This is a genomic window from Kitasatospora dryopteridis, from assembly GCF_050749075.1.
Classification (GTDB): domain Bacteria; phylum Actinomycetota; class Actinomycetes; order Streptomycetales; family Streptomycetaceae; genus Kitasatospora.
Genome location: NZ_CP192749.1, coordinates 876,745 through 900,053, shown reverse-complemented (window position 1 = coordinate 900,053; position 23,309 = coordinate 876,745). Strand labels below are relative to the sequence as shown.

General features: G+C 74.0%; 24 protein-coding genes and 2 pseudogenes. 12 read left to right on the top strand and 14 right to left on the bottom strand.

Going from position 1 to position 23,309, the window contains the following annotated elements:
* Positions 1 to 71 precede the first annotated feature (71 nt).
* Together ACQ614_RS04150 and ACQ614_RS04145 are read right to left on the bottom strand one after the other, a co-directional pair.
* Complete coding sequence (locus tag ACQ614_RS04150; protein WP_431676785.1) at positions 72 to 371, bottom strand: hypothetical protein; 300 nt, start codon at positions 369 to 371, stop codon at positions 72 to 74.
* 67 nt (positions 372 to 438) lie between these two features.
* A complete protein-coding gene (locus tag ACQ614_RS04145; RefSeq protein WP_431676784.1) occupies positions 439 to 1,686 on the bottom strand; it encodes a glycosyltransferase in 1,248 nt (415 codons plus the stop codon).
* A gap of 199 nt (positions 1,687 to 1,885) precedes the next feature.
* Here ACQ614_RS04145 and ACQ614_RS04140 point away from each other — a divergent pair, with 199 nt between their 5' ends.
* The 3 genes from ACQ614_RS04140 to ACQ614_RS04130 all read left to right on the top strand — a co-directional run bounded on the left by ACQ614_RS04140 (position 1,886) and on the right by ACQ614_RS04130 (position 5,523).
* Positions 1,886 to 2,305 carry a PPOX class F420-dependent oxidoreductase gene (locus tag ACQ614_RS04140; RefSeq protein ID WP_431676783.1) on the top strand — a complete coding sequence of 140 codons (420 nt, stop codon included), beginning with the start codon at positions 1,886 to 1,888 and terminating at the stop codon, positions 2,303 to 2,305.
* 41 nt (positions 2,306 to 2,346) lie between these two features.
* Entirely contained in the window at positions 2,347 to 3,993 is a 1,647-nt protein-coding gene (locus ACQ614_RS04135; RefSeq protein WP_431676782.1) for a molybdopterin-dependent oxidoreductase, read from the top strand.
* A 168-nt stretch (positions 3,994 to 4,161) separates the two neighbouring features.
* Positions 4,162 to 5,523 carry a DUF3533 domain-containing protein gene (locus ACQ614_RS04130; protein ID WP_431676781.1) on the top strand — a complete coding sequence of 454 codons (1,362 nt, stop codon included), beginning with the start codon at positions 4,162 to 4,164 and terminating at the stop codon, positions 5,521 to 5,523.
* 20 nt (positions 5,524 to 5,543) lie between these two features.
* Here the strand turns inward: ACQ614_RS04130 and ACQ614_RS04125 are convergent, their stop codons facing one another.
* Entirely contained in the window at positions 5,544 to 5,726 is a 183-nt protein-coding gene (locus tag ACQ614_RS04125; RefSeq protein WP_431676780.1) for an amidohydrolase family protein, read from the bottom strand.
* A gap of 233 nt (positions 5,727 to 5,959) precedes the next feature.
* Between ACQ614_RS04125 and ACQ614_RS04120 the strand changes: the two genes are divergently transcribed.
* Both ACQ614_RS04120 and ACQ614_RS04115 read left to right on the top strand, forming a co-directional pair.
* The gene (locus ACQ614_RS04120; protein WP_431676779.1) at positions 5,960 to 6,262 is read left to right on the top strand and encodes a hypothetical protein; all 303 of its coding nucleotides are present in this window, start codon (positions 5,960 to 5,962) and stop codon (positions 6,260 to 6,262) included.
* 395 nt (positions 6,263 to 6,657) lie between these two features.
* On the top strand, positions 6,658 to 8,061 hold the full coding sequence (locus ACQ614_RS04115; RefSeq protein ID WP_431676778.1) for an amidase: 1,404 nt from the start codon (positions 6,658 to 6,660) through the stop codon (positions 8,059 to 8,061).
* A 48-nt stretch (positions 8,062 to 8,109) separates the two neighbouring features.
* On the opposite strand, the gene ACQ614_RS04110 is transcribed toward ACQ614_RS04115, so the two are convergent.
* Positions 8,110 to 9,075 carry an aldo/keto reductase gene (locus ACQ614_RS04110; protein ID WP_431676777.1) on the bottom strand — a complete coding sequence of 322 codons (966 nt, stop codon included), beginning with the start codon at positions 9,073 to 9,075 and terminating at the stop codon, positions 8,110 to 8,112.
* 296 nt (positions 9,076 to 9,371) lie between these two features.
* On the opposite strand from ACQ614_RS04110, the gene ACQ614_RS04105 reads away from it, so the two are divergent.
* A complete protein-coding gene (locus ACQ614_RS04105) occupies positions 9,372 to 10,562 on the top strand; it encodes a UDP-N-acetylglucosamine--N-acetylmuramyl-(pentapeptide) pyrophosphoryl-undecaprenol N-acetylglucosamine transferase (protein ID WP_431676776.1) in 1,191 nt (396 codons plus the stop codon).
* 427 nt (positions 10,563 to 10,989) lie between these two features.
* On the opposite strand, the gene ACQ614_RS04100 is transcribed toward ACQ614_RS04105, so the two are convergent.
* Positions 10,990 to 11,334 carry a carboxymuconolactone decarboxylase gene (locus tag ACQ614_RS04100; RefSeq protein ID WP_431676775.1) on the bottom strand — a complete coding sequence of 115 codons (345 nt, stop codon included), beginning with the start codon at positions 11,332 to 11,334 and terminating at the stop codon, positions 10,990 to 10,992.
* Positions 11,335 to 11,555: 221 nt separating this feature from the next.
* Here ACQ614_RS04100 and ACQ614_RS04095 point away from each other — a divergent pair, with 221 nt between their 5' ends.
* The 3 genes from ACQ614_RS04095 to ACQ614_RS04085 all read left to right on the top strand — a co-directional run bounded on the left by ACQ614_RS04095 (position 11,556) and on the right by ACQ614_RS04085 (position 13,283).
* Positions 11,556 to 12,245 (top strand): phosphotransferase, encoded by a 690-nt coding sequence (locus tag ACQ614_RS04095; protein WP_431676774.1) that lies wholly within the window; start codon positions 11,556 to 11,558, stop codon positions 12,243 to 12,245.
* A gap of 3 nt (positions 12,246 to 12,248) precedes the next feature.
* On the top strand, positions 12,249 to 12,701 hold the full coding sequence (locus ACQ614_RS04090) for a hypothetical protein (RefSeq protein WP_431676773.1): 453 nt from the start codon (positions 12,249 to 12,251) through the stop codon (positions 12,699 to 12,701).
* 114 nt (positions 12,702 to 12,815) lie between these two features.
* Positions 12,816 to 13,283, top strand: coding sequence for a DUF1348 family protein (locus ACQ614_RS04085; protein ID WP_431676772.1), 468 nt, complete (start codon positions 12,816 to 12,818; stop codon positions 13,281 to 13,283).
* 24 nt (positions 13,284 to 13,307) lie between these two features.
* Here ACQ614_RS04085 and ACQ614_RS04080 read toward each other — a convergent pair whose 3' ends face one another.
* Entirely contained in the window at positions 13,308 to 13,859 is a 552-nt protein-coding gene (locus ACQ614_RS04080; protein WP_431676771.1) for a TetR/AcrR family transcriptional regulator, read from the bottom strand.
* A 73-nt stretch (positions 13,860 to 13,932) separates the two neighbouring features.
* Here ACQ614_RS04080 and ACQ614_RS04075 point away from each other — a divergent pair, with 73 nt between their 5' ends.
* Entirely contained in the window at positions 13,933 to 14,613 is a 681-nt protein-coding gene (locus tag ACQ614_RS04075; protein WP_431676770.1) for a formylglycine-generating enzyme family protein, read from the top strand.
* A gap of 592 nt (positions 14,614 to 15,205) precedes the next feature.
* On the opposite strand, the gene ACQ614_RS04070 is transcribed toward ACQ614_RS04075, so the two are convergent.
* On the bottom strand, positions 15,206 to 15,727 hold the full coding sequence (locus ACQ614_RS04070; RefSeq protein ID WP_431676769.1) for an ATP-binding protein: 522 nt from the start codon (positions 15,725 to 15,727) through the stop codon (positions 15,206 to 15,208).
* Positions 15,728 to 15,958: 231 nt separating this feature from the next.
* Positions 15,959 to 16,588, bottom strand: coding sequence for a class I SAM-dependent methyltransferase (locus ACQ614_RS04065; RefSeq protein WP_431676768.1), 630 nt, complete (start codon positions 16,586 to 16,588; stop codon positions 15,959 to 15,961).
* A 36-nt stretch (positions 16,589 to 16,624) separates the two neighbouring features.
* On the opposite strand from ACQ614_RS04065, the pseudogene ACQ614_RS04060 reads away from it, so the two are divergent.
* A pseudogene (locus ACQ614_RS04060) lies at positions 16,625 to 16,755 on the top strand (transposase); the annotation flags it as partial.
* Between the two features lie 31 nt (positions 16,756 to 16,786).
* On the opposite strand, the gene ACQ614_RS04055 reads toward ACQ614_RS04060, so the two are convergent.
* Both ACQ614_RS04055 and ACQ614_RS04050 read right to left on the bottom strand, forming a co-directional pair.
* Positions 16,787 to 17,512 (bottom strand): DUF2625 domain-containing protein, encoded by a 726-nt coding sequence (locus tag ACQ614_RS04055; RefSeq protein WP_431676767.1) that lies wholly within the window; start codon positions 17,510 to 17,512, stop codon positions 16,787 to 16,789.
* Between the two features lie 83 nt (positions 17,513 to 17,595).
* Positions 17,596 to 18,087, bottom strand: a complete 492-nt coding sequence (locus tag ACQ614_RS04050; protein ID WP_431676766.1) for a MarR family winged helix-turn-helix transcriptional regulator — start codon at positions 18,085 to 18,087, stop codon at positions 17,596 to 17,598.
* A gap of 142 nt (positions 18,088 to 18,229) precedes the next feature.
* Between ACQ614_RS04050 and ACQ614_RS04045 the strand changes: the two genes are divergently transcribed.
* A complete protein-coding gene (locus tag ACQ614_RS04045; protein WP_431676765.1) occupies positions 18,230 to 18,604 on the top strand; it encodes a DoxX family protein in 375 nt (124 codons plus the stop codon).
* Between the two features lie 78 nt (positions 18,605 to 18,682).
* Here the strand turns inward: ACQ614_RS04045 and ACQ614_RS04040 are convergent, their stop codons facing one another.
* The 4 genes and pseudogenes from ACQ614_RS04040 to ACQ614_RS04025 all read right to left on the bottom strand — a co-directional run bounded on the left by ACQ614_RS04040 (position 18,683) and on the right by ACQ614_RS04025 (position 23,157).
* The gene (locus ACQ614_RS04040; RefSeq protein ID WP_431676764.1) at positions 18,683 to 19,729 is read right to left on the bottom strand and encodes a LacI family DNA-binding transcriptional regulator; all 1,047 of its coding nucleotides are present in this window, start codon (positions 19,727 to 19,729) and stop codon (positions 18,683 to 18,685) included.
* Positions 19,730 to 19,804: 75 nt separating this feature from the next.
* Positions 19,805 to 20,713 carry a carbohydrate ABC transporter permease gene (locus tag ACQ614_RS04035; protein ID WP_431676763.1) on the bottom strand — a complete coding sequence of 303 codons (909 nt, stop codon included), beginning with the start codon at positions 20,711 to 20,713 and terminating at the stop codon, positions 19,805 to 19,807.
* Position 20,714: 1 nt separating this feature from the next.
* The gene (locus ACQ614_RS04030) at positions 20,715 to 21,632 is read right to left on the bottom strand and encodes a carbohydrate ABC transporter permease (RefSeq protein ID WP_431676762.1); all 918 of its coding nucleotides are present in this window, start codon (positions 21,630 to 21,632) and stop codon (positions 20,715 to 20,717) included.
* 209 nt (positions 21,633 to 21,841) lie between these two features.
* A pseudogene (locus ACQ614_RS04025) lies at positions 21,842 to 23,157 on the bottom strand (ABC transporter substrate-binding protein).
* Between the last annotated feature and the right edge of the window lie 152 nt (positions 23,158 to 23,309).

Genomic DNA, 23,309 nt, shown 5'->3' with positions numbered 1-23,309 from the left:
CGCGCAACCCCGTGATCCCGGGCCGTCGGCCGCCCCCGCGGTGGCCGGCGGCCCGGCCGCGTCGGCGACTCTCAGCCGCCGACGGAGGCCGCGATCTGGGCGTACTCGTGCGCGGCGGCCCACAGCTCGCCCGAGGTCGGCCGCATGCCGGGCATCGCGTTCATCGCGGCCTCGGCGTTCATCGCGGCGAAGCCCCACAGCTCGCGCCGCTCGCCCCGGGCGGCGCCCTCCGCCCGGCGCAGCGCCGCCAGCAGGGAGGTGCCGGTCGTCAGGTCGGCCGGCGAAAGGTCCAGGAACGACCACGGGCCCGGCGGGGCCTGGTCGAGCAGGTCGGGCGGCTGCGCCGCACCGCGTGAGGTGGTGTCGTTCATGCGGCACACCCTTGCACCTGGATCTGACACGCCGTCGGTGCCGGGCGCAGGGCCCCCGCGACGGCGGTCAGCCGGCCGATCGGCCGACAGCGGCGAGGACGGGCGCGACACCGTCCTCCGTGCGCAGGCGTGCGGCCAGTGCTTCGGCCTGCCGGCGGTACCCGGGGTCGGCGGTGGCCCGCCGCAGCGCATCGGCGAGGAGATCGTCGTCCAGCCGGCGCAGCGGGACGGCACAGGGCGCCGTGCCCAGCGCGGTGAGCCGCCCGGCCCAGAAAGCGGCGTCGAACTGGACGGGAACCGGCACGGACGGCACTCCGGCCCGCAGCGCGGCCGCGGCGGTGCCCGCGCCCGCGTGGTGGACCACGGCCGCCACGTGCGGGAACAGCAGGCTGTGCGGCACGTCGCCGACCGTCAGCATGTCGTCCCCCTCGGCCTGCAGGCCGCTCCAGCCGCGCTGGACGATGCCGCGCAGCCCCGCGGCGCGCAGGGCCCGGACGACCGTCCGGGCGACCCGCCCGGGATCGGGCACCGTGGCACTGCCCAGCCCGACGAAGACCGGCGGCGGACCGGCCGCCAGGAAGTCGGCCAGCTCGGCGGGCAGGTGCTGCCCGGGCCGGTCGTACGGCCACCAGTAGCCGGCCACCTGCAGCCCGGGCCGCCAGTCCCGGGGCCGGCGCACGACCAGCTCGCTGAAGCCGTGCAGGACCGGCCAGTCGGTGTGCTCGCGGGCACGGCGGGCGGACCGCAGGCTGCGCGGCGGCAGCCCGAGGTCCGCGCGGACGCGGCGGATGCTGTCGGTGAAGATGGCATCCACGGCGGCATTGACGGCCCGGCCGGCCAGTCTGTTCCCGGTCGGCCCCCAGGACCGGGTGCCGATCACCGGCGGCCCGAACTCGGTCGTGGCGGCCAGCGGTTGCAGGTGCAGGCCGATGCTCGGCAGGTGCAGTCCCTCCGCCACGGTGTGGCCGAGCGGGGCGACCGGCGCGGACAGCAGCAGCAGGTCGTGGCCGCGGGCGGCCTCGAGCAGCCCGTCGGCCATCTCGCCGACCAGTGACCTGGCCATGGGGACGAGCCGGGCGAACCTGGCGACACCGCCCGCACTGCGGTGCAGCCCCTGCCCGCGGGCCGACTCCAGCACCGCCCGCGGATCGACGGGCAGCGGATGGAAGTCCAGCCCCGCGGCCTCCGCGAGCGGCGCGAACCGGGCATGCGTCACCAGCGTGACCCGGTGGCCCGCCGAGGCCAGCTCGTGCCCGAGGCCCGTGAACGGGGCGACGTCACCACGCGAACCCGCTGTCATCACCGCGACACGCATGATCGCAAGTATCGCCCGGGCGCCCGCCCGGGCCCGGCACGGCGCGCCCACCCGACTCGCGGGAGCAGCCTCTGACGGCACGCCGAGTGATTCCGCGCCGCCCGGGCGGACACCTGACGGGCCGTGGAATCCGGGAATCCGCGCGGCGACGCCGTAGGCTGCTGGAGCGTCCCCGACTGACGACTCCCAGGAGTGACGTATGCCGAGGCCCCCGCTTCCCGATGAGGCCGTCGCCATGCTGGGCAGGCCCAATCCCGCGGTGATCGCGACCCTGCGGCCCGACGGGCAGCCGGTCTCGGTGGCGACCTGGTACCTCTGGGAGGACGGCCGGGTGATGGTCAACATGGACGAGGGGCGCCGCCGCCTCGGCCACCTGCGCCACGACCCGCGGGTCACCCTCACCGTGCTCGACGAAAACTCCTGGTACACGCACCTGAGCCTGGTCGGCCGCGTCACCGAGATGTACGACGACACCGGCCTGGCCGACATCGACCGCCTCTCCCGGCGCTACCTCGGCCACGACTACACCCAGCGCAGACGCGGCCGCGTCACCGCCTGGATCGAAGTCGACCACTGGCACGGCTGGGGCGCCTTCCGTACCCGCCACCACGGGCACTGACCGCCCCCCGCGGCACCCATCCGCACGGCCGTGCCGTCCGAATGGGGTACGTGAGCGACGGACGAGAGCGAGCGGACGGGACGCCTGCCGCCGGCCCGGGCGGTCGGCGGGGGCGGTGGATCGTCCTGGCGTGGGCCGGTCTTCTCGGGCTGGTGGCCGCCGGGCTGGCGGTGGGCGTCGGGGAGGCAGCGGCGGCCTTCACCGGGCCGGCCGGTGCGCCGGTCGTCGCGGTCGGGTCGGCCGCCATCGACCTGGCGCCCACCCCGCTGAAGGAGTACGCCGTCCGGACCTTCGGCACCCGGGACAAGGCCGTCCTCCTGCTGGGCATCCACACCGTGATGGCCCTGCTGGCGCTCCTGGCCGGTCTGCTGGCGTACCGGCGGCCGACTGCCGGTGCCGCGGTGGTGGCGGGCTTCGGCGGTCTCGGGGTGTGGGCCGCCGCGTCCCGTCCCGCGGCCGTCCCGACCGACGCCCTGCCCTCGGTGGCCGCGGGGATCGCCGGCGCGGCGGCCCTCTGGTGGCTGGCCCGCCTGCTGCGCAGCGCCACCACCGATCGCACGGCCGCGGCGCCGGCCGGCGAGCCCGGAGACGGGGCGGGCAGGCCGTCCGACAACCGGACGAGCCGGCGCACCGTGCTGGCCGCGACCGGTGCAACGGCCGCGGTGGCAGCCCTGGGCGCGGTCGGCGGCCGGGTGCTGGGCGAGAGCCGTACGGATGTGAGCGCCGCCCGGAGGGCGGTCCGCCTGCCCCCGCCGTCACGCGCGGCCGCACCCCTGCCCGCGCACGTCCACCCCGCGGTGCCCGGCCTTTCGCCGTTCACCACCGCCAACGCCGACTTCTACCGCGTCGACACCGCCCTCACCCTGCCGATGATCGACCCGCGCGCCTGGGCGCTGCGCATCCACGGCATGGTCGAACGCCCCACCGTGCTCACCTTCGACGAGCTGCTGCGCCGGCCCCTCGAGGAGATGGATTACACGCTGACCTGCGTCTCCAACGAGGTCGGCGGCCGGTACGCGGGGACGGCCCGCTGGCTCGGCGCCCCACTGCCCGCGCTGCTCCGCCGGGCCGGAGTGCGGGCGGGCGCGGACCAGCTGGTCGGCCGCTCCAAGGACGGCATGACGATCGGCACGCCGCTGGACGCGGTGCTCGACGGGCGTCGCGCGCTGCTGGCCGTGGCGATGAACGGCGAGCCGCTGCCGGTGGCGCACGGCTTCCCGTGCCGCTCGCTGGTGCCCGGCCTGTACGGCTACACCTCGGCCACCAAATGGCTGGTCGACCTGGAGGTGACGCGTTTCGCCGCGTTCGACCCGTACTGGGTGAGGCGGGGCTGGGACCGCACCGGCGAGATGCGGACGGCCTCCCGGATCGAGGTGCCGGCACCGTTCGCCCGCGTCCCCGCGGGGGACGTCACCCTCGCCGGGACGGCCTGGGCCACCCACCGGGGGATCGCCGCCGTGGAGGTCCGCATCGACGGCGGCGCCTGGCGTCCTGCGGACCTGTCGGCCGACGCCGGTCCCGACCTGTGGCGGCAGTGGTCGCACACCTGGCGCGGCGCCGCCCCGGGCACGCACCGCATCGAGGTCCGGGCCACGGACGCCGCCGGCGCCGTCCAGCCCGAGGCCCGCAGACCTCCCTTCCCCTCGGGTGCGACGGGTTGGCACAGCACCGTCGTCACGGTGGTCTGAGCACCTCTGCTGCGCCCGGGACCGGCGGGGGTGCGGGTCCGCGCGGGTGACACGCCTTCACGACCTCTTCGCAGTCGGGGGCAACGGGCCTCCGGCCGCGTACGGTCGATGTGGTCGGTCCCGTCCGACCCGCCACCGCGGCGGCGGGACGAGCGCAGGAGGTAACGGATGACCACGCCCGGCCCGCCGGACCCGCCCGAGCCGTCCGGCCCGCCGCCGGAGCCCGCCGGCCCGACCCCGCCCGCGGGTGGAGTGACGGCCCGGCAGGTGCTGGGCAACCCCAAGATCTGGATCATCCCGACCGCGCTGATCGGGGTGGTCGCCTTCCTGCTGTCGGTGCTGTACATGGGCGGCATCCTCAACCCCCGCCTCGACCTGCACCGGCTGCCGGTGGGGCTGGTCAACACCGACCGCGGCGCAACCGTGAACGGGCAGCAGCAGAACCTCGGGGCGAACATCACCGCCGCTGTCGCCGCCGCGCCCGACCCCGACAAGCGGGTCAACTGGAAGATCCTCACCCCCGAGGAGGCCCAGGACCAGCTCGCCTCCAACAAGCTCGCCGGGGCGCTGCAGATCCCCGCCGACTTCACCGCGGCCGTCGCCGGCCTCGGCGAACCGGCGGGTGCCACGTCCGCCCGGCCGACCGCGGTCGTGCTGACCAATCCGGGGGCGGGCAGTCTCGCCTCCTCCTTCGCGAGTTCGATCGCCGCGGACGCCGCGCACCGCGCCTCGCTCGACCTGGGCAAGCAGCTGACGGCGGTGGCCGCACAGCAGACGGCGCAGCAGGGCACGCAGGTGTCCACGGCGTCGGCCCTGCTGCTCGCCGACCCGATCACGGTGGAGACCCGGGTCGGGCACCCGATCGGCCCGCACAGCGGGCTGGGTCTGAGCGCCTTCTACTACACGCTGCTGCTGGTGCTGGCGGGCTTCCTCGGCGGCAACGCCATCGGCAACGGCGTGGACGTGGCACTCGGCTACACCGACAACGAGCTGGGCCCCTGGCACACCCGGCGGCCGACCGTCCCGATCAGCCGCCGTCGGACATGGATCGTCAAGTCGGTGATGACCGTGGGGATCTCGCTGGTCAGCTCGGCCGTGATCATGCTGGGCACGATCGGCGTGCTCGACATGGACGCCTCGCACCTGCCGCTGCTGTACCTGTTCTCGGTGTGCGCGAGCGCGGCGGTCGGCCTCGGTGTGCAGGCGATCAACGCGACCTTCGGCGGGATCGGGCAGCTGGTCGGCATGTTCGTCTTCATCGTGCTGGCGCTGCCGTCCTCCGGGGCGACGATTCCGCTGCAGGCGCTGCCGTCGTTCTACCGGTTCCTGGCCGAGTTCGAGCCGATGCGGCAGCTGAGCGACGGCGTCCGGGCGATCCTCTACTTCGACGCCCGCGGGGACGCGGGGCTGACCCGCGCCTGGATCATGATCGCCATCGGCACGGTGCTGGCCCTGATCCTCGGCTACGCCATGACCACCTACTACGACCGCAAGGGCCTCCACCGCCTCTCCACCACCATGTCGGCATAGGGGCACCCCGTCAGGGGCGCTCAGAGGTCGGCTGTGCGGTGGGTCGGGTGCCCCCCGAGGACGGTGAGGAGGACCGGGAGGTCGGCGAGGTCGGTGGCGGCGACGGTGAGCGGGTCGTCGGCGAAGGCGGTGAGGTCGGCGCGGTGGCCGGCGGCGATCCGGCCGGCGGTGTTCTCCTCGCCGGCGGCCCAGGCCGGGTTCACGGTGAGCCCCTGCAGGGCCTGCAGCGGGGTGAGGGCCTGTTCGGGCCGTGCGGGGGTTCGGAGAGAGGTCGCGGGTGGGCCGGCGGTGCCGGGCGCCGGCCATCACGCCGAGCGGCGGGAAGGGCGCGATCGGCCGGTCCGAGCCGAGCACGACCCGGACGCCCGCCTCGTACAGGTCCCGGCAGCGGAAGGCCCGTGCGGCGCGCTCCTCGCTCGAGTTCATGGTGGCGCCGATGGGCCCGACCGTCGCCGTGTACGCCACCGACATCCTGTGGCGGCGCAACCGCTACAGCGGGTCGGAGCTCACCGACGAGACGCCCGCCGGCCCGTTCCGGTACACCGCCGGCGTGAACCGGGCGGGTGCGACCGCCCTGGTCGCCGGCACCACCGCCGCCGTGCTCTGCCTCGCCACCGTCCCCCGGACGGGGCCGGTCGCCGCCGCCCTGGGCGGCACCGACCTCTCGCTGTCGGCCGGCATCCTGGTCGCCTCCGCGGTCTACCCGGCGATGATGCGCCCGCGCCGGCCCGCCGCCTGACCGCCCCCGGCGGCCTCCGGAAACCCGCCCGCCGCGCCGGACCCGCGGCGCGGCGGGTACCGGAACGGACAATTCCGTTCTCCGGCCCTTCCGCGCGGCGCAGCGCCGTGGCAGAGTGCCGACCCTGGGGAAGCGGGCGATGACCTGGTGGAACAGGGACCGCACGCTTCGCTGTGTAAGGCCGCCCGCGCATGCGGGCGGTGCCGCGGTGCCCGGCAGTCCAACCGCCGCCGGGCAACCGTGAGCCCCTCTCCCGATCCTCCCGGCGCGCCGGTCCGCGACCGCCGCCGCGGTGTCCGCCACCCCGCCGGAGAGGGGGTGTCCAGCTGCCCCGGCCGACCCTAGAATGCGGAGCTCGCACGGCATTACTGACCGGTAGGGGCAAAGGGGTTCGGATGGCGGGGGAGCGGGTCCACGCATTCGGGGACGACGCACTGGGCGAGCACGACGCGGTCGCCCTGGCACAGCTCGTACGGGAACGCCGGGTCAGCCCCGGCGAGTTGGCCGAGGCGGCGGCCGCCCGGGCCCGGCGGATCGACGAAGCCCTCGACCCGGTCGCCTTCGCCGCCTACCGGGCACCGCGCCGCGCCGCAGAGGACCCGGACGCACCCCTGCACGGCGTGCCCAGCTACCTCAAGGACAACGTCGACCTGCAGGGCATGCCCACCGGGCAGGGCAGCGCCGCCTTCCGGGCCCGCCCCGCCCGCCGCACCGCGGGCTTCGCCGACCAGTTCCTCGGCACCGGCCTGGCCGTGCTCGGCAAGTCCCGGCTCCCCGAGTTCGGACTCAACGCCTCCACCGAGTACGCCGCCGCCCCGCCGGTGCGCAACCCCTGGAAGACCTCCCACTCGCCCGGCGCCTCCTCCGGCGGATCGGCCGCCCTGGTGGCCGCCGGCGTCGTCCCGATCGCGCACGCCAACGACGGCGGCGGCTCGATCCGCATCCCCGCCGCCTGCTGCGGCCTGGTCGGCCTCAAGCCCACCCGCGGCCGCCTCGTCCCCAACGACCAGGGCAAGCGCCTGCCCATCGACCTGGTGACCGACGGCGTCGTCACCCGCTCCGTGCGCGACACCGCCGCCTTCTTCGCCGCCGCCGAACGCCACCACCGCAACCCCGCCCTGCCCCCGCTCGGCCTCGTCGAAGGCCCCGGGGACACCCCGCGGCGGATCGGCCTCGTCGTCGACTCACCGCTCGCCGCCAGCGACGAGGACACCCGCCGCGCCGTCGAGCAGACCGCACAGCGCCTGGAGGCCATGGGCCACCGCGTCGAACCGGTCGAGCTCCCGTTCGGCGAGGAGTTCTCCCGCGACTTCACCATGTACTGGGGCTACATCGCCTTCCTGATCGCCGTCACCGGCAAGCTGATGCTCGACCGCAGCTTCCGCGCCGACCGGCTCGACGGCCTCACCACCGGCCTGCGCCGCAGCTTCCGGCGCGAATTCCGGCACATCCCCGGCGCCCTGCGCCGCCTGCGCCGGGCCGAACAGACCTACGCCGAACTGTTCCGCCGGCACGACGCCGTCCTCTCCCCGGTGCTCGCCCACACCGCCCCGCCGCTCGGCCACCTCAGCCCCAACGTGCCCTTCGAGGAACTGATGGAGCGGCTGCGCCGCTACGTCGCCTTCACCCCGGTCAACAACGTCACCGGCGCCCCCGGCATCGCCCTGCCCACCGGCAGCGCGGCCAACGGCCTGCCGGTCGGCATCCACCTCTCCGCCGCCCACGGCGCCGAACGCACCCTGCTGGAACTGGCCTTCGCCCTCGAGGCGGACCGGCCCTGGCGGCGCATCCAGGACTGACCGCGCCGGGTCGGGAGGGCCCGGAGGCGAGCGGGCGAGCACCGTGCGTCAGCTGTAGAAGTTCCGCTCCCACCGGTGCTTGGCGAGCACGGCCAACTGCTCGTCCGTCAGCAGCGGGCCGCCGCTCAGCGCGGTGTTCCGCTCCACGTTCCGCACGCTGCGCATCCCGGGAATGACCGTGGAGACGGCCGGCGCGGCGAGCACGAACCGCAGCGCGGTGGCCGCCATCTCCTCCCGGGGGATGCCCAGATCCCCGGTGATCGCCCCGACCCGCCGCTCCACCTGCGCCGGGCGGTCGCCGCGGAAGTAGCGGCTGCGGAAATCGCCCTCCGGGAAGGTCGTCCCCGCCGTCATCCGGCCCGTCAGGCCGCCCTCGTCGAGTGCCACCCGGACGACCACGCCCACCCCGTGCTCGGCGCAGGCCGGGAACAGGGCATCGGCCGGGGACTGGTCGAACACGTTGTAGATGACCTGCACCGCGTCCACCACACCGCTGCGCACCAACTCCAGGGCGTTGCCCGGCTGGTGGTCGTTGATCGACACGCCGAACAGCCGGATCTTCCCCTCCTCCTTCAGCGCGGCGACCGTCTCCAGCCAGTCGCCGCGCCCGACCCACTCGTCGCTCCACACGTGGAACTGCAGCAGGTCCACCCGGTCGAGGCCGAGGGCGCGCAGACTCGTCGCCAGGCTCTCCCGGATGTGTGCGCCGGGGAACGTCTCCGCCGGGTCGAGCCCGTCCGGGGCCGGCCACACCCCGTTCTTCGGCGGCACCTTGGTCGCCACGTGCACCCCGTCGCCGGCGCGTTCGCGGACCACCCGGCCCACGATCCGCTCGCTCTCCCCGTAGCCGCGGGCCGTGTCGACGAAGTTCACCCCCAGGTCGATCGCCCGGTGCAGCGCCCGCACCGACTCGTCCTCCGTCGCCCCCACCCAGCTCGACGCGCCGATGCCCCACGCCCCGTAGCCGATCTCCGACACCGAAAGCCCACTGCGTCCCAGCTCGCGGTAGTGCACCGCGGCCCTCCTTCGTCGCCGAACGGAAACCCTCCGATGCGCCGACCCTACGGGTTGCCGCCCGCCCCGGCCACGGATCCGACCGGGGACGTGGCGAGCCGGGGCCGTCCCCACCCCGGGCCCTGACGGGTCGTCGACGCCGCGAACGGTGACCGCCCGGGCAGGGCGGCGGAACCGCCGACCGCCCCACGGCGTCCTCCACCTGCGGCGGAACGGGGGCCGGAAGGCGTCCGCCCGCCCGTCCCCCGCCACCCCGCCTCGGCCGCCCCCGGCCGGGCCCTCGGATCGGAGCCCTCGTGAACCTCGACGCCCACCCCCAGCACGCCGGAACGAAGCCGTTCCGACTGGTCGTCACCGGCGGCGGCACCGGAGGCCACACCTACCCGGCGCTGACGGCCGTCCGCACCCTGCGGGCCGCCCTCGCCGCCTCCGGCCGGGGCCTGGACGTGCTGTGGGTCGGCACCGCGGAAGGCCTGGAGGCCAAGGTCGCCGCCGCCGAGGGCATCCCCTTCGCCACCGTCGCCACCGGCAAGATCCGCCGGTCCGCCAATCCGCTCAAGCTCGCCTCGCCCGCCAACGTCCGCGACATGTTCCGCGTGCTCCGCGGCATCGTCCAGGCCCGCCGCCTCGTCGCCGACTACGCCCCCGACGTGGTCCTCGCCACCGGCGGCTACGTCGCCGTCCCCGTCGGGCGGGCCGCACAGCGCTGCGGCGCCCCGCTGGTCGTCCACGAGCAGACCGTCCGCCTCGGCCTGGCCAACCGGGTGCTCGCCCGCTCCGCCGCCCGCATCGCCGTCTCCTCCGACTCCACCGTGCCGCTGCTGCCCGAGGCGGCCCGCGCCCGCGCCGTGGTCACCGGCAACCCCGTCCGCCCCGAGGTCTTCCACGGCCGGCCGGACAAGGCCGTGGAGGCACTCGGCCTGTACGGCTTCGACCGCAGCCTGCCGACCGTCTACGTCACCGGCGGCGCCCAGGGCTCGCTGCAGATCAACACCGTCGTGCAGGACCTGCTGCCGTGGCTGCTGGAGCGCGCCAACGTCGTCCACCAGTGCGGCGCCGCCCACGCCGACGGCCTGCGGGCCCGCGCCGCGGAACTGCCCGCCCACCTCGCCGGACGCTACCTGGTCACCCCGTTCGTCGGGCCCGAACTCCCCGACGTGCTGGCCCTGGCCGACGTGGTGCTCTCCCGCAGCGGCGCCGGCACGATCGCCGAACTCACCGCCCTCGGCAAGGCCTCCGTCCTCGTCCCGCTCGCCTCCTCGGCCGGCAACGAGCAGGCCCACAACGCCGGCCACCTGCAGAACGCCGGCGCAGCCGTCGCCCTCCTCGGCGAGGTCACCCCGGACACCCTGCGCACGGCCGTCGAGCCGCTGCTCATGGACCCGGCCCGGCGCGCCGACATGGCCCACCGCGCCCGCGCCCACGGCCGCCCCGACGCGGCCGACCGCCTGGTCGACGTCCTGCTGGACGCCGCCACCGGCCGCTAGAACTGCACACATTCCGGCACGGGCCCGACGGCCGGTCAGAGGCCGCCGTCGGCCCGTACCGCGGCGGCCGGCCGCTCGGCCACCCCGTGCACCTCGTCCCGGCCGCCGTGGTGACGGAGTCCCGCGGGCGGCACCGGCCGCGCACCGGGCCGCCGCCGATCTCGCCCTCGCCGGGCGCGCGGGCACCTGCCGGGCCGGACCGGGCGGGTCGACCACGGCGGGCGCGGCCGTGCCGTCAAACGGGTGAAGCCGCGGATCCGTCCAGGGCGTGTCCTGAGGGACGAGCGAGTGGTCCACCGACCCGGGGCACACCGCGGCGCAGCGCCCCACCCGGTTCCGGCCGGCACCCCGACGGCCGGAAGGCCGTCACCTTGAACGGGTGACGGCCTGTGCCGTGCGGGCTGCGGCCCGGAGGGCCTGGGCGGCGTTACTTGCCCGTGCCGCCCTGGACCTGTGCCTGCACCTCGGCGTCGGCCACCGCGATGGCGATGCCCAGCGCCTCGGCGATGTGGCCGGCCGCGGACATGACGCGCGCGGTGCCCACGATCGGGGCCACGGCGACGAGCACGTCCTGCAGTTGGCTCGCGGTCACGTTGGCCTCCACGGCGGGGCCGATGTGCGCGAGGTAGGAGATCGCCGGGGCGTCCATCGCGGTGAGCGCGGCGATCCTGGTGAGGATGAGCATGTTCTCGTCCATCTGGCAGCGCTCGATCGAGTCGATCGTCATCGCCGCGAGGGTGTCGAGGACGGGGGTTTCGGACATCGTGGTCATGGTCGGCTGCCCTCCGAAGGGGTGCGGGGCTGGCACGGCCCGAGGCAGGACGCGAGGCATCCGGGAGCGGGGCCGCTCTGCTGCCGACCCTAGGGCCAGGTCCGCACTCCCGCACCGCGGGCCGATCGCCCCCCGCCCCGGCCCGGCGCACCGCCCGGCCGGGGCGGGCGGAGCGCGAAATCCCCTGCCGGGCTGCGCTCCGGTCAACTACGGTCGTCCGAATGGAGATCGGTGAGTTGATCGGCACGGGGCGGACGGCGGACGTCTTCGCCCTGGACGGGGAGCGGGTGCTCCGGCGCTACCGGGACGGCCTCCGCGCGGCCGGGGAGGCCGAGGTCATGGCGTACCTGGGGGAGCGCGGCTACCCGGTGCCGGCCGTGTGGCCGGCCGCGAGTGCCGACTCGCTGGTCATGCAGCGGCTCTCCGGCGGCACCATGCTGGAGGCGCTGAGCGAGGGGGCGATCACGCCCGAGGAGTGCGGTGCGGTCCTCGCGGACCTGCTGCGGCGGCTGCACGCGATCCCGGCGCAGGCGTCCGCCGACCCGGGGCACCGGGTCCTGCACATGGACCTCCACCCGGACAACGTCATGCTGACCCCGCAGGGGCCGATCGTGATCGACTGGGGCACCGCCACGGAGGGCCCGCCCGGCCTGGACTCGGCGATGGCCGCACTGATCCTCGCGCAGGCCGCCCTCACCGTCCCCGGGGTCGAGGCCGCCGCCCGGGCCGTCCTGGCCTCCCTGCTGCGGCACCTCGGCGGCACCGGGGGAATGCTGCTGGACGAGGCCAAGGCGCGGCGCGCCGCCAACCCGACCATGAGCCGCGAGGAGGTCGCCCGGCTCGACGACGCGATCGCGCTGATCCTGGAGAGCGCCGGGGCCGTCCCCGTCCCCGACCCCGCGTCGGCGTAGGCCGTGGGAGCTCCGGAGCCGCCGGTCCTGCCGGACCTGCCCGCCAATGCCGACCTGCTCGCCTTCCTGCGCCGCCGTGCCTGCCCGCCCGGCGGCCCGAACGACCTCGCCCTCGGCCCCTGGCAGCTGCACACCCACCCCGACCTGTACGAACGCCTCGCCGAACTCGCCCCGCACCACCCGCTGCACGCGGCCTACGGCGTTCCCGTGCTCGCCGCGGAGGGCGGTGCGGCAGCGGCGACCGCACTTGGAACGGGCATCCTGCTCGTCCGCCTCCCGCAGATCCCCGCCCACCTGGCGGCCCGCGAACCACTCCCGCCGCTGACCGACCGCGGCTGGCACACCGTCACCCCCTGGTCCCCCCGCGGCCTCACCGGCCGACAGGCCGACGACCGGCTCTCCGCCCTCCTGCGCGAGGCCCTCGCCCACGCCACCGCCCTGACCGGACGGGGCTGACGAGCGATCAGGCCGTGCGCGCCGGGCAGGCTCGCGCTTGCGGGAGAGCGGTCGTTCTCCTAGGGTGGGGACATCGGGAGAACGAGCGTTCTCCTCTGGGTTCGGAGGAGTGCCATGGGCAAGCGCCCGCCCCTGCCGCCGTTCACCGAGCAGAGCGCGATCGAGAAGGTCCGCCTCGCCGAGGACGGCTGGAACACCCGTGACCCCGAGCGGGTCGCCCTCGCCTACACGGTCGACTCGCGGTGGCGGAACCGCGCCGAGTTCGCCACCGGCCGCGAGGAGATCGTCGCCCTCCTGACCCGCAAGTGGGCCAGGGAGCACGAGTACCGGCTGATCAAGGAGCTGTGGGCGTACGGCGACCACCGCATCGCGGTGCGCTTCGCCTACGAGTGGCACGACGACTCGGGCCGGTGGTTCCGCTCGTACGGCAACGAGAACTGGGAGTTCGACGACGACGGGCTGATGCGGCGGCGCCACGCCTCCATCAACGACCTGCCGATCGCCGAGGCCGACCGCAAGTACCACTGGCCGCTGGGGCGCCGCCCCGACGACCACCCGGGCCTGAGCGACCTCGGCCTCTGATCCCCGTCCCGGCCGCGGGCGGTGTCAGGCGGCGGCCAGCAGCGCCGCCGCCGCGCCGCGGGCCTGCAGGGCCGCCTCCGGCGAGCCGGTGACGGCGGCGGTGGTCATCGCGCCCTCCGCGAGCAGGAACAGGGGGTCGACCAGCGACTGCGGCCGGCCCGCCTGCTGCAGCAGCCCGGCGAGGTAGTCCCGCAGGGCCGCCTTGTGGGCGCGGACGACCTCGGCCGCGGCCGGGTCGGTGGCCCCGATCTCGGCGAAGGCGTTGATGAACCCGCAGCCGCGGAAGTCCGGTTCGCCGAACCAGCCGTGCAGCCAGTCGAAGACGGCGAGGATGCGGGTGTCGCCCTCCGGCCGGGCGTCGGCGTACCCGGTGAGCGCGGCGAGCCAGCGGGCGTCGCGGCGCCGCAGGTAGGCCAGTACGAGATCGGCCTTGGACGGGAAGACCTGGTACAGCCGCTTCAGCGAGACGCCCGAGGCGGCACGGATCTGGTCCACACCGACCGCCTGGATGCCCCGCCCGTAGAACAGCTCCTCCGCCGCGTCCAGCAGTCTGGTCTCCGCCTCGCCCTGGTCCATGGCCTCCCCACCCGTCAGAGAACGTTCGCTCTCCACCGAGCTTACGCCCCGCCTCCCGTAGGATCGGCGGATCATGGACGCGAAGGTGGGCATCGAGATGATCCCCGTCCCGGCGGGGCGGGTCGTGCTGTCGGACCGGCGGACGCAGCGCAGTTGGCCGGTCGAACCGGGGCCGTACGAACTGGCCGCCGTGCCGGTCACCCAGAGCCTGTACGCCGAGGTCACCGGTCTGCGGCCGAGCGCCGCCCAGGGGGAGCGGCTGCCGGTCGAGGGCGTCTCCTGGTGGGACGCCGTCCGGTTCTGCAACGCACTGTCCGAGCGCGAGGGCCTGGCGCCCGCCTACCGCCTGGTCGGCGAGGCCGACGACGGCACCGTGGAGTGGGACACCGCCTCCGGCGGGTACCGGCTGCCCACCGAGGCCGAGTGGGAACACGCCTGCCGGGCCGGCACCGGCGGCCCGCACTACGCCCCGCTCGACGAGATCGCCTGGTACCGCGGCACCTCCCAGGAGCGCCTCCACGAGGTGGGCGGCCTGCGCCCCAACGCCTGGGGCTTCCACGACATGCTCGGCAACGTCTGGGACTGGTGCTGGGACGTGTACGACGCCGAGGTCTACGGCGACTACCGGGTGCTCCGCGGCGGAGGCTGGTTCGACGAGCACTGGAGCTGCCGGGCGTCCGCCCGCCGCCGCAGCCACCCCACCTTCACCGTCGACGACGTGGGCTTCCGCCTGGCCCGCTCGCTCCCCGCCTGACCGCCGCCGCGCCCCCGGGCTCAGGTGGCAGGCGGTACGGCAGGGGGCAGGCCAGGTGTTCCTCCAGGCGGCGCTGGTTGGCGACCAGGCGCAGGCACAGGTGTCGGAAGACGGCGAGATCCTCCGACGTGAAGCCCTGGAAGACTGCGGCCGCGGCGCACTGTCTCGGTACGCGGAAGGACTCCGGCCAGGTCCGGCCCTCCGCCGTCAGAACCACCCGGACCGACCGGCGCTCCACCGATCCGTCCATCCGGCGGATCACCAGCACTCCGTCGAACGGGACGTCGGGGCTTCGTCCGACCCAGCCCTTGACGTGGCGGCTTCGGCGGAGGTGCCGTCGATGCACCAGCAGAACAGCGAGCTCGCCTGCGGGACCGACCGTCCACCACAGCGGGCACCACCCTGCCCAACGGTCGGCAGCGGGCAGCCTCCAGACCTTCTGCGTTTCAACGACCGTCGACACCGCATCCCCTCAGAGCCGGCCGGCGATTGATTGGTCATGTGGTTTTGCGAGGCGATTCCGGCGATCTGCTCGACACCGGAAGGTCGTTCTCTGCTGCCACCTGTGCCTGTTTCGCGTGGCGGGTGGACCTCAGCTCTTGACGGCCTCCGCGATCTGCAGGGCGGCCTGGGCGGGCGTGAGGTGCGTGGTGTCGACGACCTCGGCCTCGCCGTGCAGCCAGGTGCGGGCCGCCTCGGCGTAGGGCTCAAGGTATTTGAGGCGGAACGGGGAGGGGCCGAGAAGAGTGTCCCCCTCGATGCGCGCGCGGAGGGTGTCTTGGTCAGCGTGGAGGACGAAGTGCCGTACCGGGATGGCATGTCGGGCGAGGCCTGTGCTGATCTCGCGCCAGTACTGCTCGACCAGGACGGTCATGGGCATCACCAGAGTGCCGCCGGTGTAGTCGAGTACGCGGCGGGCGGTCTCGACCACGAGCTGCCGCCACGGCGGCCAGTGCTGGAAGTTGTCCGTCCTGGGCAGCCCCGGCGTGATGTCCATGAGCGTCTCGCCGACCTTCTCGGCGTCGAACACCCGTGAATCCGGGATCAGCGGCTGCACGAGTGCACCGGTCGTTGTCTTGCCTGCGCCGTGGGTGCCGTTGAGCCATACGATCATGGGACCCGATGCTAAGGCGTGTTTCTTTGATGGGCCGAGCAGTTGATCGGATGTGTCTGTCCGGTTGGTGACCAGTGATGCGATGTGGGACCGGATCGGGCCGTCGATGCCGGCCGATCCGGTCCGCGGTCACGGCACCAGGGCCTGTCCGGCAGTTCCCGTCGGATCGGCGGGTGCCCGCCGCGCCGGCAGCCGGGGGGCGGGAGCCCGGCGGGTATTGTCGGACAGGACCTACGAACGGCGGGCCAGCAGGTGGGCGTCGAGGAAGCCCCGTTCGGAGGCCGGGTCGTGGAGCAGCCGGGCGAAGGGAACGAGCCCGGCACCGGCCAGCAGTTCGGCGAGGCGGTCCGCCGGCCAGCTGTAGGCAGGCGTCACCTTGTGGTCGAATCGGACCGGCTCCGGTCCGTCGGTCCCGAAGAAGGAGACCAGGAGCAGGCCGCCCGGTGCCAGGACGCGTGCCTGCTCGGCGAGCAGCTCCGGCAGTTCCCCCGGCGGGGTGTGGATCATCGAGTAGTGGGCCAGTACGCCGCCGAGAGCGCCGTCCCCGACCGGCAGGGACTCCATCCGCGCCTCCTGGAAGCGCAGCGCCGGATGGGCCCGCCGGGCGTGGTCGACCATGCCCGGGGAGAGGTCGAGTCCGAAGGCGTCCAGGCCCAGTTCGTGCAGCATGGCCGTCAGGTGTCCGGGCCCGCACCCGACGTCCGCCGCCCGCGGGTTGCCCGTCGCGTGCACCAGTTCGGCGAAGGTGCCGATCATGGCCCGGGCGAACGGCTGCTTCTCCAGCCGGTCTGCGAACAGCGACGCGTACAGCTCGACGACCCCGTCGTAGGCCGTCCTGGTCTGGTCCTGATGATCCGTCACGGGAGGGACTCTAATGCCGGTCTGACAATTGATCTTGTGGCAGGTCGAGGTGAGGTGACGGACGCGGCGTGGGAGCGGATTGATCCCCTGTTGCCGCAGGTGGGCGTGACCGTCCGTGGCGTGACCACCGGCAGGTGGTCAACGGGGTGCTGTCGCGGCTGCGGACGGCATGATCGCTCCTGCGGTCGCGGGGCCGGCTCACACCTCGCCGAGGAACCCCGGATCGGCAGGGCCCATCTGCCGTGCGAAGTCGGCCGCCACGCCGAGGACCTCGCGCATCGGTACGGCCTTCCGAGTCGTCGCCGCCAGGTCGGCACGCGCCTGCTCGGACCAGAGGAACGGATAGACGGCGATCCCCTGCGAGAGGGCCAGCGCCGCACTCTCCTCGCGCCAGCCGGGCCATCGCAGCCCCTCGTAGAACGCCTCCGGGCCGTCCGACAGCAGCCACGAGACCCAGGCGGAGTGGCCGATGTCCAGTGCCTCCCACTCCAGCGTGTCCGGAGCGAACCAGGTCATCTGCCCCGGAGCCCCGGGGCGGCCCTCACCTGCGGGGTCGTGGCCGTTCAGCGCGAACACTCCGCCCAGGACGTCGTGCCCGACGACCAGACCCGTCGCGGGGTGCCAGGCGGGATCGAACGCGGAAGGGAACCGGTTGACCTGTGCCAGACCCGGCAGGCCGCCGACCGCCTCCGAACCTCCGCCGAACACCCGCACCCAGCCGTCGTCGACGACCAGGCCGCCGCAGTGCAGTGCCAGGGCGCCGAGCGTCGATCGCGCGGTGACCTGCATCTGCACCAGGCACCGGCGGCCCTCCTCGGGGTCGACGGGCAGGACCCGTACGGGCACGCTGCTCGCCGCGCACGCCGCCTCGATGTCCGGCCATGCCGGGTCGTCCACGTTGACCAGCTGATCGATCGCTCGCATCCGAGCATGATCTCAGCTGCTTCCGGAGCCCCGCCCGTGGGGCCGGTGTGCCGACGCGCGGCAGGGGCGGAGGTGTTGCGGTGTCAGGCCGGGGCGGAGCCGGGGCAGCTGCCGTCGGGGTCGATGGCGGTGGTGACGCGGCGTCCGATGTCGCGGAGCTGGCGCTGCTGCGCCCTGGTGAGGGGGTCGAAGACCAGGCGGCGTACTTCGGCGACGTGGCCGGGGGCGGTGGCGACCACCTTGTCCCAGCCGGACGGGGTGAGCAGGGCCAGGGTGTAGCGGCCGTCCTCGGGGTCGGGTGTGCGGCGGACCCAGCCGCGCTGCTCCAGCCGCTTGACCACGTGGGAGAGGCGGGAGAGCGAACCGTCGGCGAGCACGGCGAGTTCGCTCATCCGAAGGGTGTGATCGGGCGCCATGGAGAGGCCGGCCATCACCTGGTACTCGAAGTGGCTGATGCCCGCGTCCCGTTGGAGCTGGGCGTCCAGCGCGGCGGGCAGCCGGATCAGCATGCTGCCGAGGGCCAGCCAGGACTCCTTCTCCTCCTCGCTCAGCCAGCGCGGCTCGTCTGCGTCCATGGACTCCACCCTAGCGTGGCCCGGCGCAGACCCCTGGACCGCTTCCGACCTCCGGATGCGTTCCGCAGATTACTTGACTCTTCAAGTCATGCCTCCCTATCTTCTGGTTGAAGGTTCAAGTCAATGCGGGAGGAAAACCCAGATGAACGTCGCCCTGTGGATCATTGCGATCCTGCTCGCCGCCGCGTTTGCCGCCGCCGGCGCGATGAAGATGGCCCAGCCGCGGGAGAAGCTCGTCGCCGCGGGCATGGGCTGGGCGGGGGACTGGCCGGCAGGCGCGGTGAAGGCGATAGGCGCCGTCGAGGTGCTCGGCGGCATCGGCCTGGTGCTGCCCGCCGTCCTCGGCGTCGCACCCGTGCTGACCGCCTGGGCGGCCCTCGGTCTGGCGCTGACCATGGTCGGCGCAGCCGTCGTCCACGCACGCCGCAAGGAGTACCCGGGCATCGCCGTCAACGTGGTGCTGCTGGCGCTGGCCGTCGCAGTGGCCTGGGGACGTTTCGGCCCCCAGGCCTTCTGACCCGGGGTCTTCCCGGGGCCCGTAAGGTGCCCCCGTGCGCCCCTGGATCGACCCCTGAGCGATCTTGGACGACAGCCCCTACGCCGAGCCGCGGACGACCAGTTCGGTGGGGAGGATGACGGTCGGGGCGGTCTCGCCGGCGATCTGGGCGAGCAGCAGGCGGACCATCTCGCTGCTGATCCTGTCCCAGGGCTGGCGGACGGTGGTCAGCGGCGGGCGGGTGGTCAGGGCGGCGGGGGAGTCGTCGAAGCCGCCCACCGCGACGTCCCCGGGCACCGAGCGGCCGGCCCGGTCGAGGGCGGTCAGGGCGCCGTCGGCCATCAGGTCGGAGGCGACGAACAGCGCGTCCAGGCCGGGGGCGGCGGCCAGCAGTCCGGCGGTGGCGGCCTCGCCGCCGGCCCGGCTGTAGTCGCCGTACGCCACCAGCCGCTCGTCGTACGGGAGGCCGTACTCCTCGAGGACCTCGCGGTAGCCGAGCAGGCGCTCGACGCCGCCGGGGGTGTCCTGCGGGCCGGCCACGGTGGCGATCCGGGTGCGGCCGGACTCGGCGAGGTGGCGGACCATGTCCTTGGCGCCCTCGCGGTCGTCCGCGGCGACGTAGGTGACCCGGCCGCGCTGGCCGAGCGGCTTGCCGCAGCAGACCATCGGGATGCCGGCCTCCCGGAGGTGCTCGATCATCGGGTTGCCGCGGTGCGAGGAGACCAGCAGGACGCCGTCGACGTGCCCGGCCGCCAGGTAGCGGGTGATCCGGCGGCGCTCGGCCTCGTCGCCGGCGGTCATCAGCAGCAGCGGGATGTCGTGGGCCGCCAGTGCCGCGGTGCAGCCGCGCAGCAGGGTGGTGAAGTTGGGGTCCTCGAAGAACCGCTCCTGCGGCTCGGTCAGCAGGAAGGCGACCGAGCCGGAGCGCTGGGTGACCAGGCTGCGGGCGGCCCGGTTGACCACGTACCCGAGCTTGCCGATCGCCGCCTCGACGGCCTCCCGGGAGGCCGGGCTGACGTTGTGGCCGCCCTGCAGGACCCGGGAGACGGTGCCGCGCGAGACACCGGCGACCGCGGCGACGTCGTGGATGGTCGGCGGGCGGCGGGGCTTGCCGGCCGACCGGCCGCGGGGCTCTGGTTCCGTCATGGGGCTGGGCGCTTCCTCGCGGGGCGGGGCGCCGGCGGCCACGGGCGGCACCGGCGCAGGCGGACTGGCGGACGGTCAGGACTTTACGGCCCCGGAGAGCAGATCGATGCGCCAGTACCGCTGGAGTCCCAGGAAGAGTGCGATCAGCGGCACGACGGACAGCAGCGCGCCGGTGACCACCAGGGTGTACAGCGCGGGGGCGTTGGCGCCCTGCTGGAGCAGCGAGTACAGGCCCACGGTGACCGGGAACTTCCGGTCGTCGCCGAGCATGATGTACGGCAGCAGGAAGTTGTTCCAGATCGCCACGAACTGGAACAGGAAGACGGTGACCAGGCCGGGCACCATCATCGGCAGCGCCACGCTGCGGAACAGCCGCCACTCCTCGGCCCCGTCGACCCGGGCCGCCTCGACGACCTCGTCCGGGATCGCCGCGGCCGCGTAGATCCGGGCCAGGTAGATGCCGTACGGGCTGAGGATGCTGGGCAGCAGCACCGACCAGTAGCTGTCGGCCAGGCCGGCCTCGGCCATCAGCAGGTACTGCGGGACGGCGAGCGTGATCGGAGGCATCAGCACGCCGGCCAGCAGGATGTTGAAGACCGCCGTCCGGCCGCGGAAGCGGTACTTGGCGAGGGCGTAGCCGGTGGCGCCGGAGAGGGCCGCCGACAGCAGGGCGCCGACACCCGCGTAGAGGGCCGAGTTGGCCATCCACTGCCAGTAGACGCCGTCGCGGTAGTCGGACAGGTCGGCGAGGTTGCCGAGCAGGCCGCTGCCGGGGGCGAGGGTGAAGGTGGTGAACAGTTCGCTGCTGCTCTTGGTGGCCGCCGTCACCACCCAGAGGATCGGGATCAGGCAGTAGACCGCGCCGAGCAGCAGGACCAGGGTCGGGCCCCAGGCCGGGCTGCGGCGCGGCGGGGCGACGGGGTTGCCCGGCGTCGTCCCGGGGGCGGGGGCGGTGCGGCGGCCTTCGGTCAGGGCGGTGCTCATCTCAGTTGCCCCCCGTGGAGCGCTTGTTGACCAGTGTGAGGAAGCCGAACGACAGGACGAGGGTCGCCACGGCGACGATCGTGGAGGTGGCGGCGGCGGAGTGGATGTCGCCCTGGACGAAGGCGTCGCGGTACACCTTCATCAGCGGGCTCCAGGTGGAGCTCATCGAGTTGGTCAGCGGCTTGAGGGTCATCGGCTCGCTGAACACCTGCAGGGTGGCGATCATCGAGAAGAAGAAGGTGAGCACCAGCGAGGGCGCCACCATCGGGATCTTCACCCGCAGTGCGATCTGCAGCTCGGAGGCGCCGTCCAGCCGGGCCGCCTCGTACAGCTCGGCGGGGATCGCCCGCAGCGAGGTGTAGATGACGATCATGTTGAAGCCGGTGCCGCCCCAGACCGCGATGTTGGCCAGGGCCACGAACAGGCCGTTGCCGTGCAGCAGGTCGGGCCCGCCGATGCCGGCCTTGTCCAGCAGGAAGTATCCGGGGCTGACGGTCGGCAGGTAGAGGAAGCCCCACAGCAGCGAGGCCACGATGCCCGGCACCGCGTACGGCAGGAAGATCGCGAGGCGGGAGAAGGCGCCGAGCCGCACCCGGGGGGTGTCCAGCAGCAGGGCGAACAGCAGGGCCGCACCGAGCATGGCGGGCACCAGCAGGGCGCCGTACAGCAGGGTGCGCCCGGAGCCGGAGAGCAGCTCCGGGTCGGTGAGGGCCGAGGTGTAGTTGGACAGGCCGGCCCAGACCTCGGTGCGGGCGTGCGAGCCGAGGCCGAGGCCCTTGACCTTGACGGCGCGAACGCTCAGGTAGAGGGCGTAGCCGATCGGCAGCGCGAAGAACAGCGCGAACAGCACGACGGCGGGGGTGAGGAAGGCGTACGGCGCGAGGCGCCGGGTGGGGCGGGCAGCGGAGGGGGACGCCATGGCGGTCCTAGGGGTGTGCGGGGGCGGTGGGCACGGGCGCTTGCGGCTCGAAGAACACGGGTGGCACCTCAGGGGCGCGGGGAACTGCGCAGTCCGGGGGTGGTTGCATGACAGACCGGGCTGACCCCGGTTCGTACGGTGGCCCGCATCCGAATCGCGCAGTTCCCCGCGCCCCTGGTGGCTCACCCGCGCCCCTTCGGGGAAGAGCCTCAGCCCTGGGTGGTGAAGCCGTTCTTCTTCAGGTCGGCGACGGTGGCCTGCTGGATGGCGGTGAGTGCGGCGGGGAAGCCGGACCTGCTCTGGGCGGCCTTGCCGAAGGCGTCCTTGAAGGCCGAGTAGGCGACGTTCACGTTGGGGCCCCAGGCGGCGGGCGCGGTGTTCTTCGCGATCTCGGCGGCCTTGGTGTAGAAGTCGGGCTGGTTCGAGAAGAACTCGGGTGCGGTCGCCAGTGCGCCGCCGGTCTGGGCAGCGGTGGCGGCAGGGTAGATGCCGGCCTCCTTGACCAGGGCGGCGACGGCCTGCGGGTCGGTGTTCAGCCAGGTGGCGAATGCGCGGCGGCGTCGGCGTGGCCGGCCTTCTCGGCGCCGGTGGTGACGCCGGTGCTGGAACCGCCCCAGCTGCCGGTCACCGTCTCGCCGGCGTTCCACTGCGGCAGCGGCGCGATCGCCCACTTGCCCTTGGTGTCGGGCGCGGAGGAGGTGAACACGCCGGGCGCCCAGACCGCGGAGACCCAGCCGATCTGGCTGCCGTCGTTGAGCGCCTTGCTCCAGGCCGGGGTGTACATCGGCTGGTTGTCGACGGCACCCTCGGCGACCAGGCCGCCCCAGAAGTCGGCGACCTTCTTGGTGGCGGCGTCGTCGACGGCGACCTTCCAGGCGTCGCCGGAGGCCGTCCACCACTTGGCGCCGGCCTGCTGGGCGAGGCCCGCGAACAGGCCGGGGTCGTTGGCGGAGAAGGTGGTGAGCGCCTTCGACGGGTCCTTCTGCTTCAGCTGCCGGGCGGCGTCGGCGAACTCGGCCCAGGTGGTGGGCACCTTCAGGCCGTACTGGGCGAAGAGGTCGGTGCGGTAGTAGAAGGCGAGCGGTGCGGTGTCCTCGGGTATCGCGTAGACCGCGTCGGAGCCCAGGGTGACCTGCTGCCAGACGCCGGCGGCGAACTTCTCCCTGGCCGGGCCGGCCTGCTTGGAGACGTCGGCCAGCACGTCGTTGCTGACCAGGGTGGGCAGGGCCTGGTACTCGACCTGGACGAGGTCCGGGGCGTTGCCGGCCTTGGCCGCGGTGATGGTCTTGGTGACCAGGTCGTCGCCGGAGGCCTGCTTCTGCACGGACACCTGGATGTCCGGGTGGGAGGCGTTCCACAGGGCCGCGACCTTGTCCATGTTCGGCGTCCAGGACCAGAAGGTCAGCTTCACCGGCCCGGTGGCGGCCTTGGTGTCGCCGGAGTCGCCGCCGCTGCTGCCGCAGGCGGTCAGGGCGAGCGTGCCGCAGAGCGCGGCGGCCGAGGCGAGGGCAAGCCGACGGTGCATGGATCCTCCCGGGGATCACGGGTGCGGGGTGGGGGATGCGGGAGCGGCGCAGGGCCCGGAGCTGCCGGTACCGCCGCTGTGCACGTTCACAGTACGGAAACCACGACGACACTTGTCAATCCCTTGCCTCGTACGGTTATCTTGCCGAAACA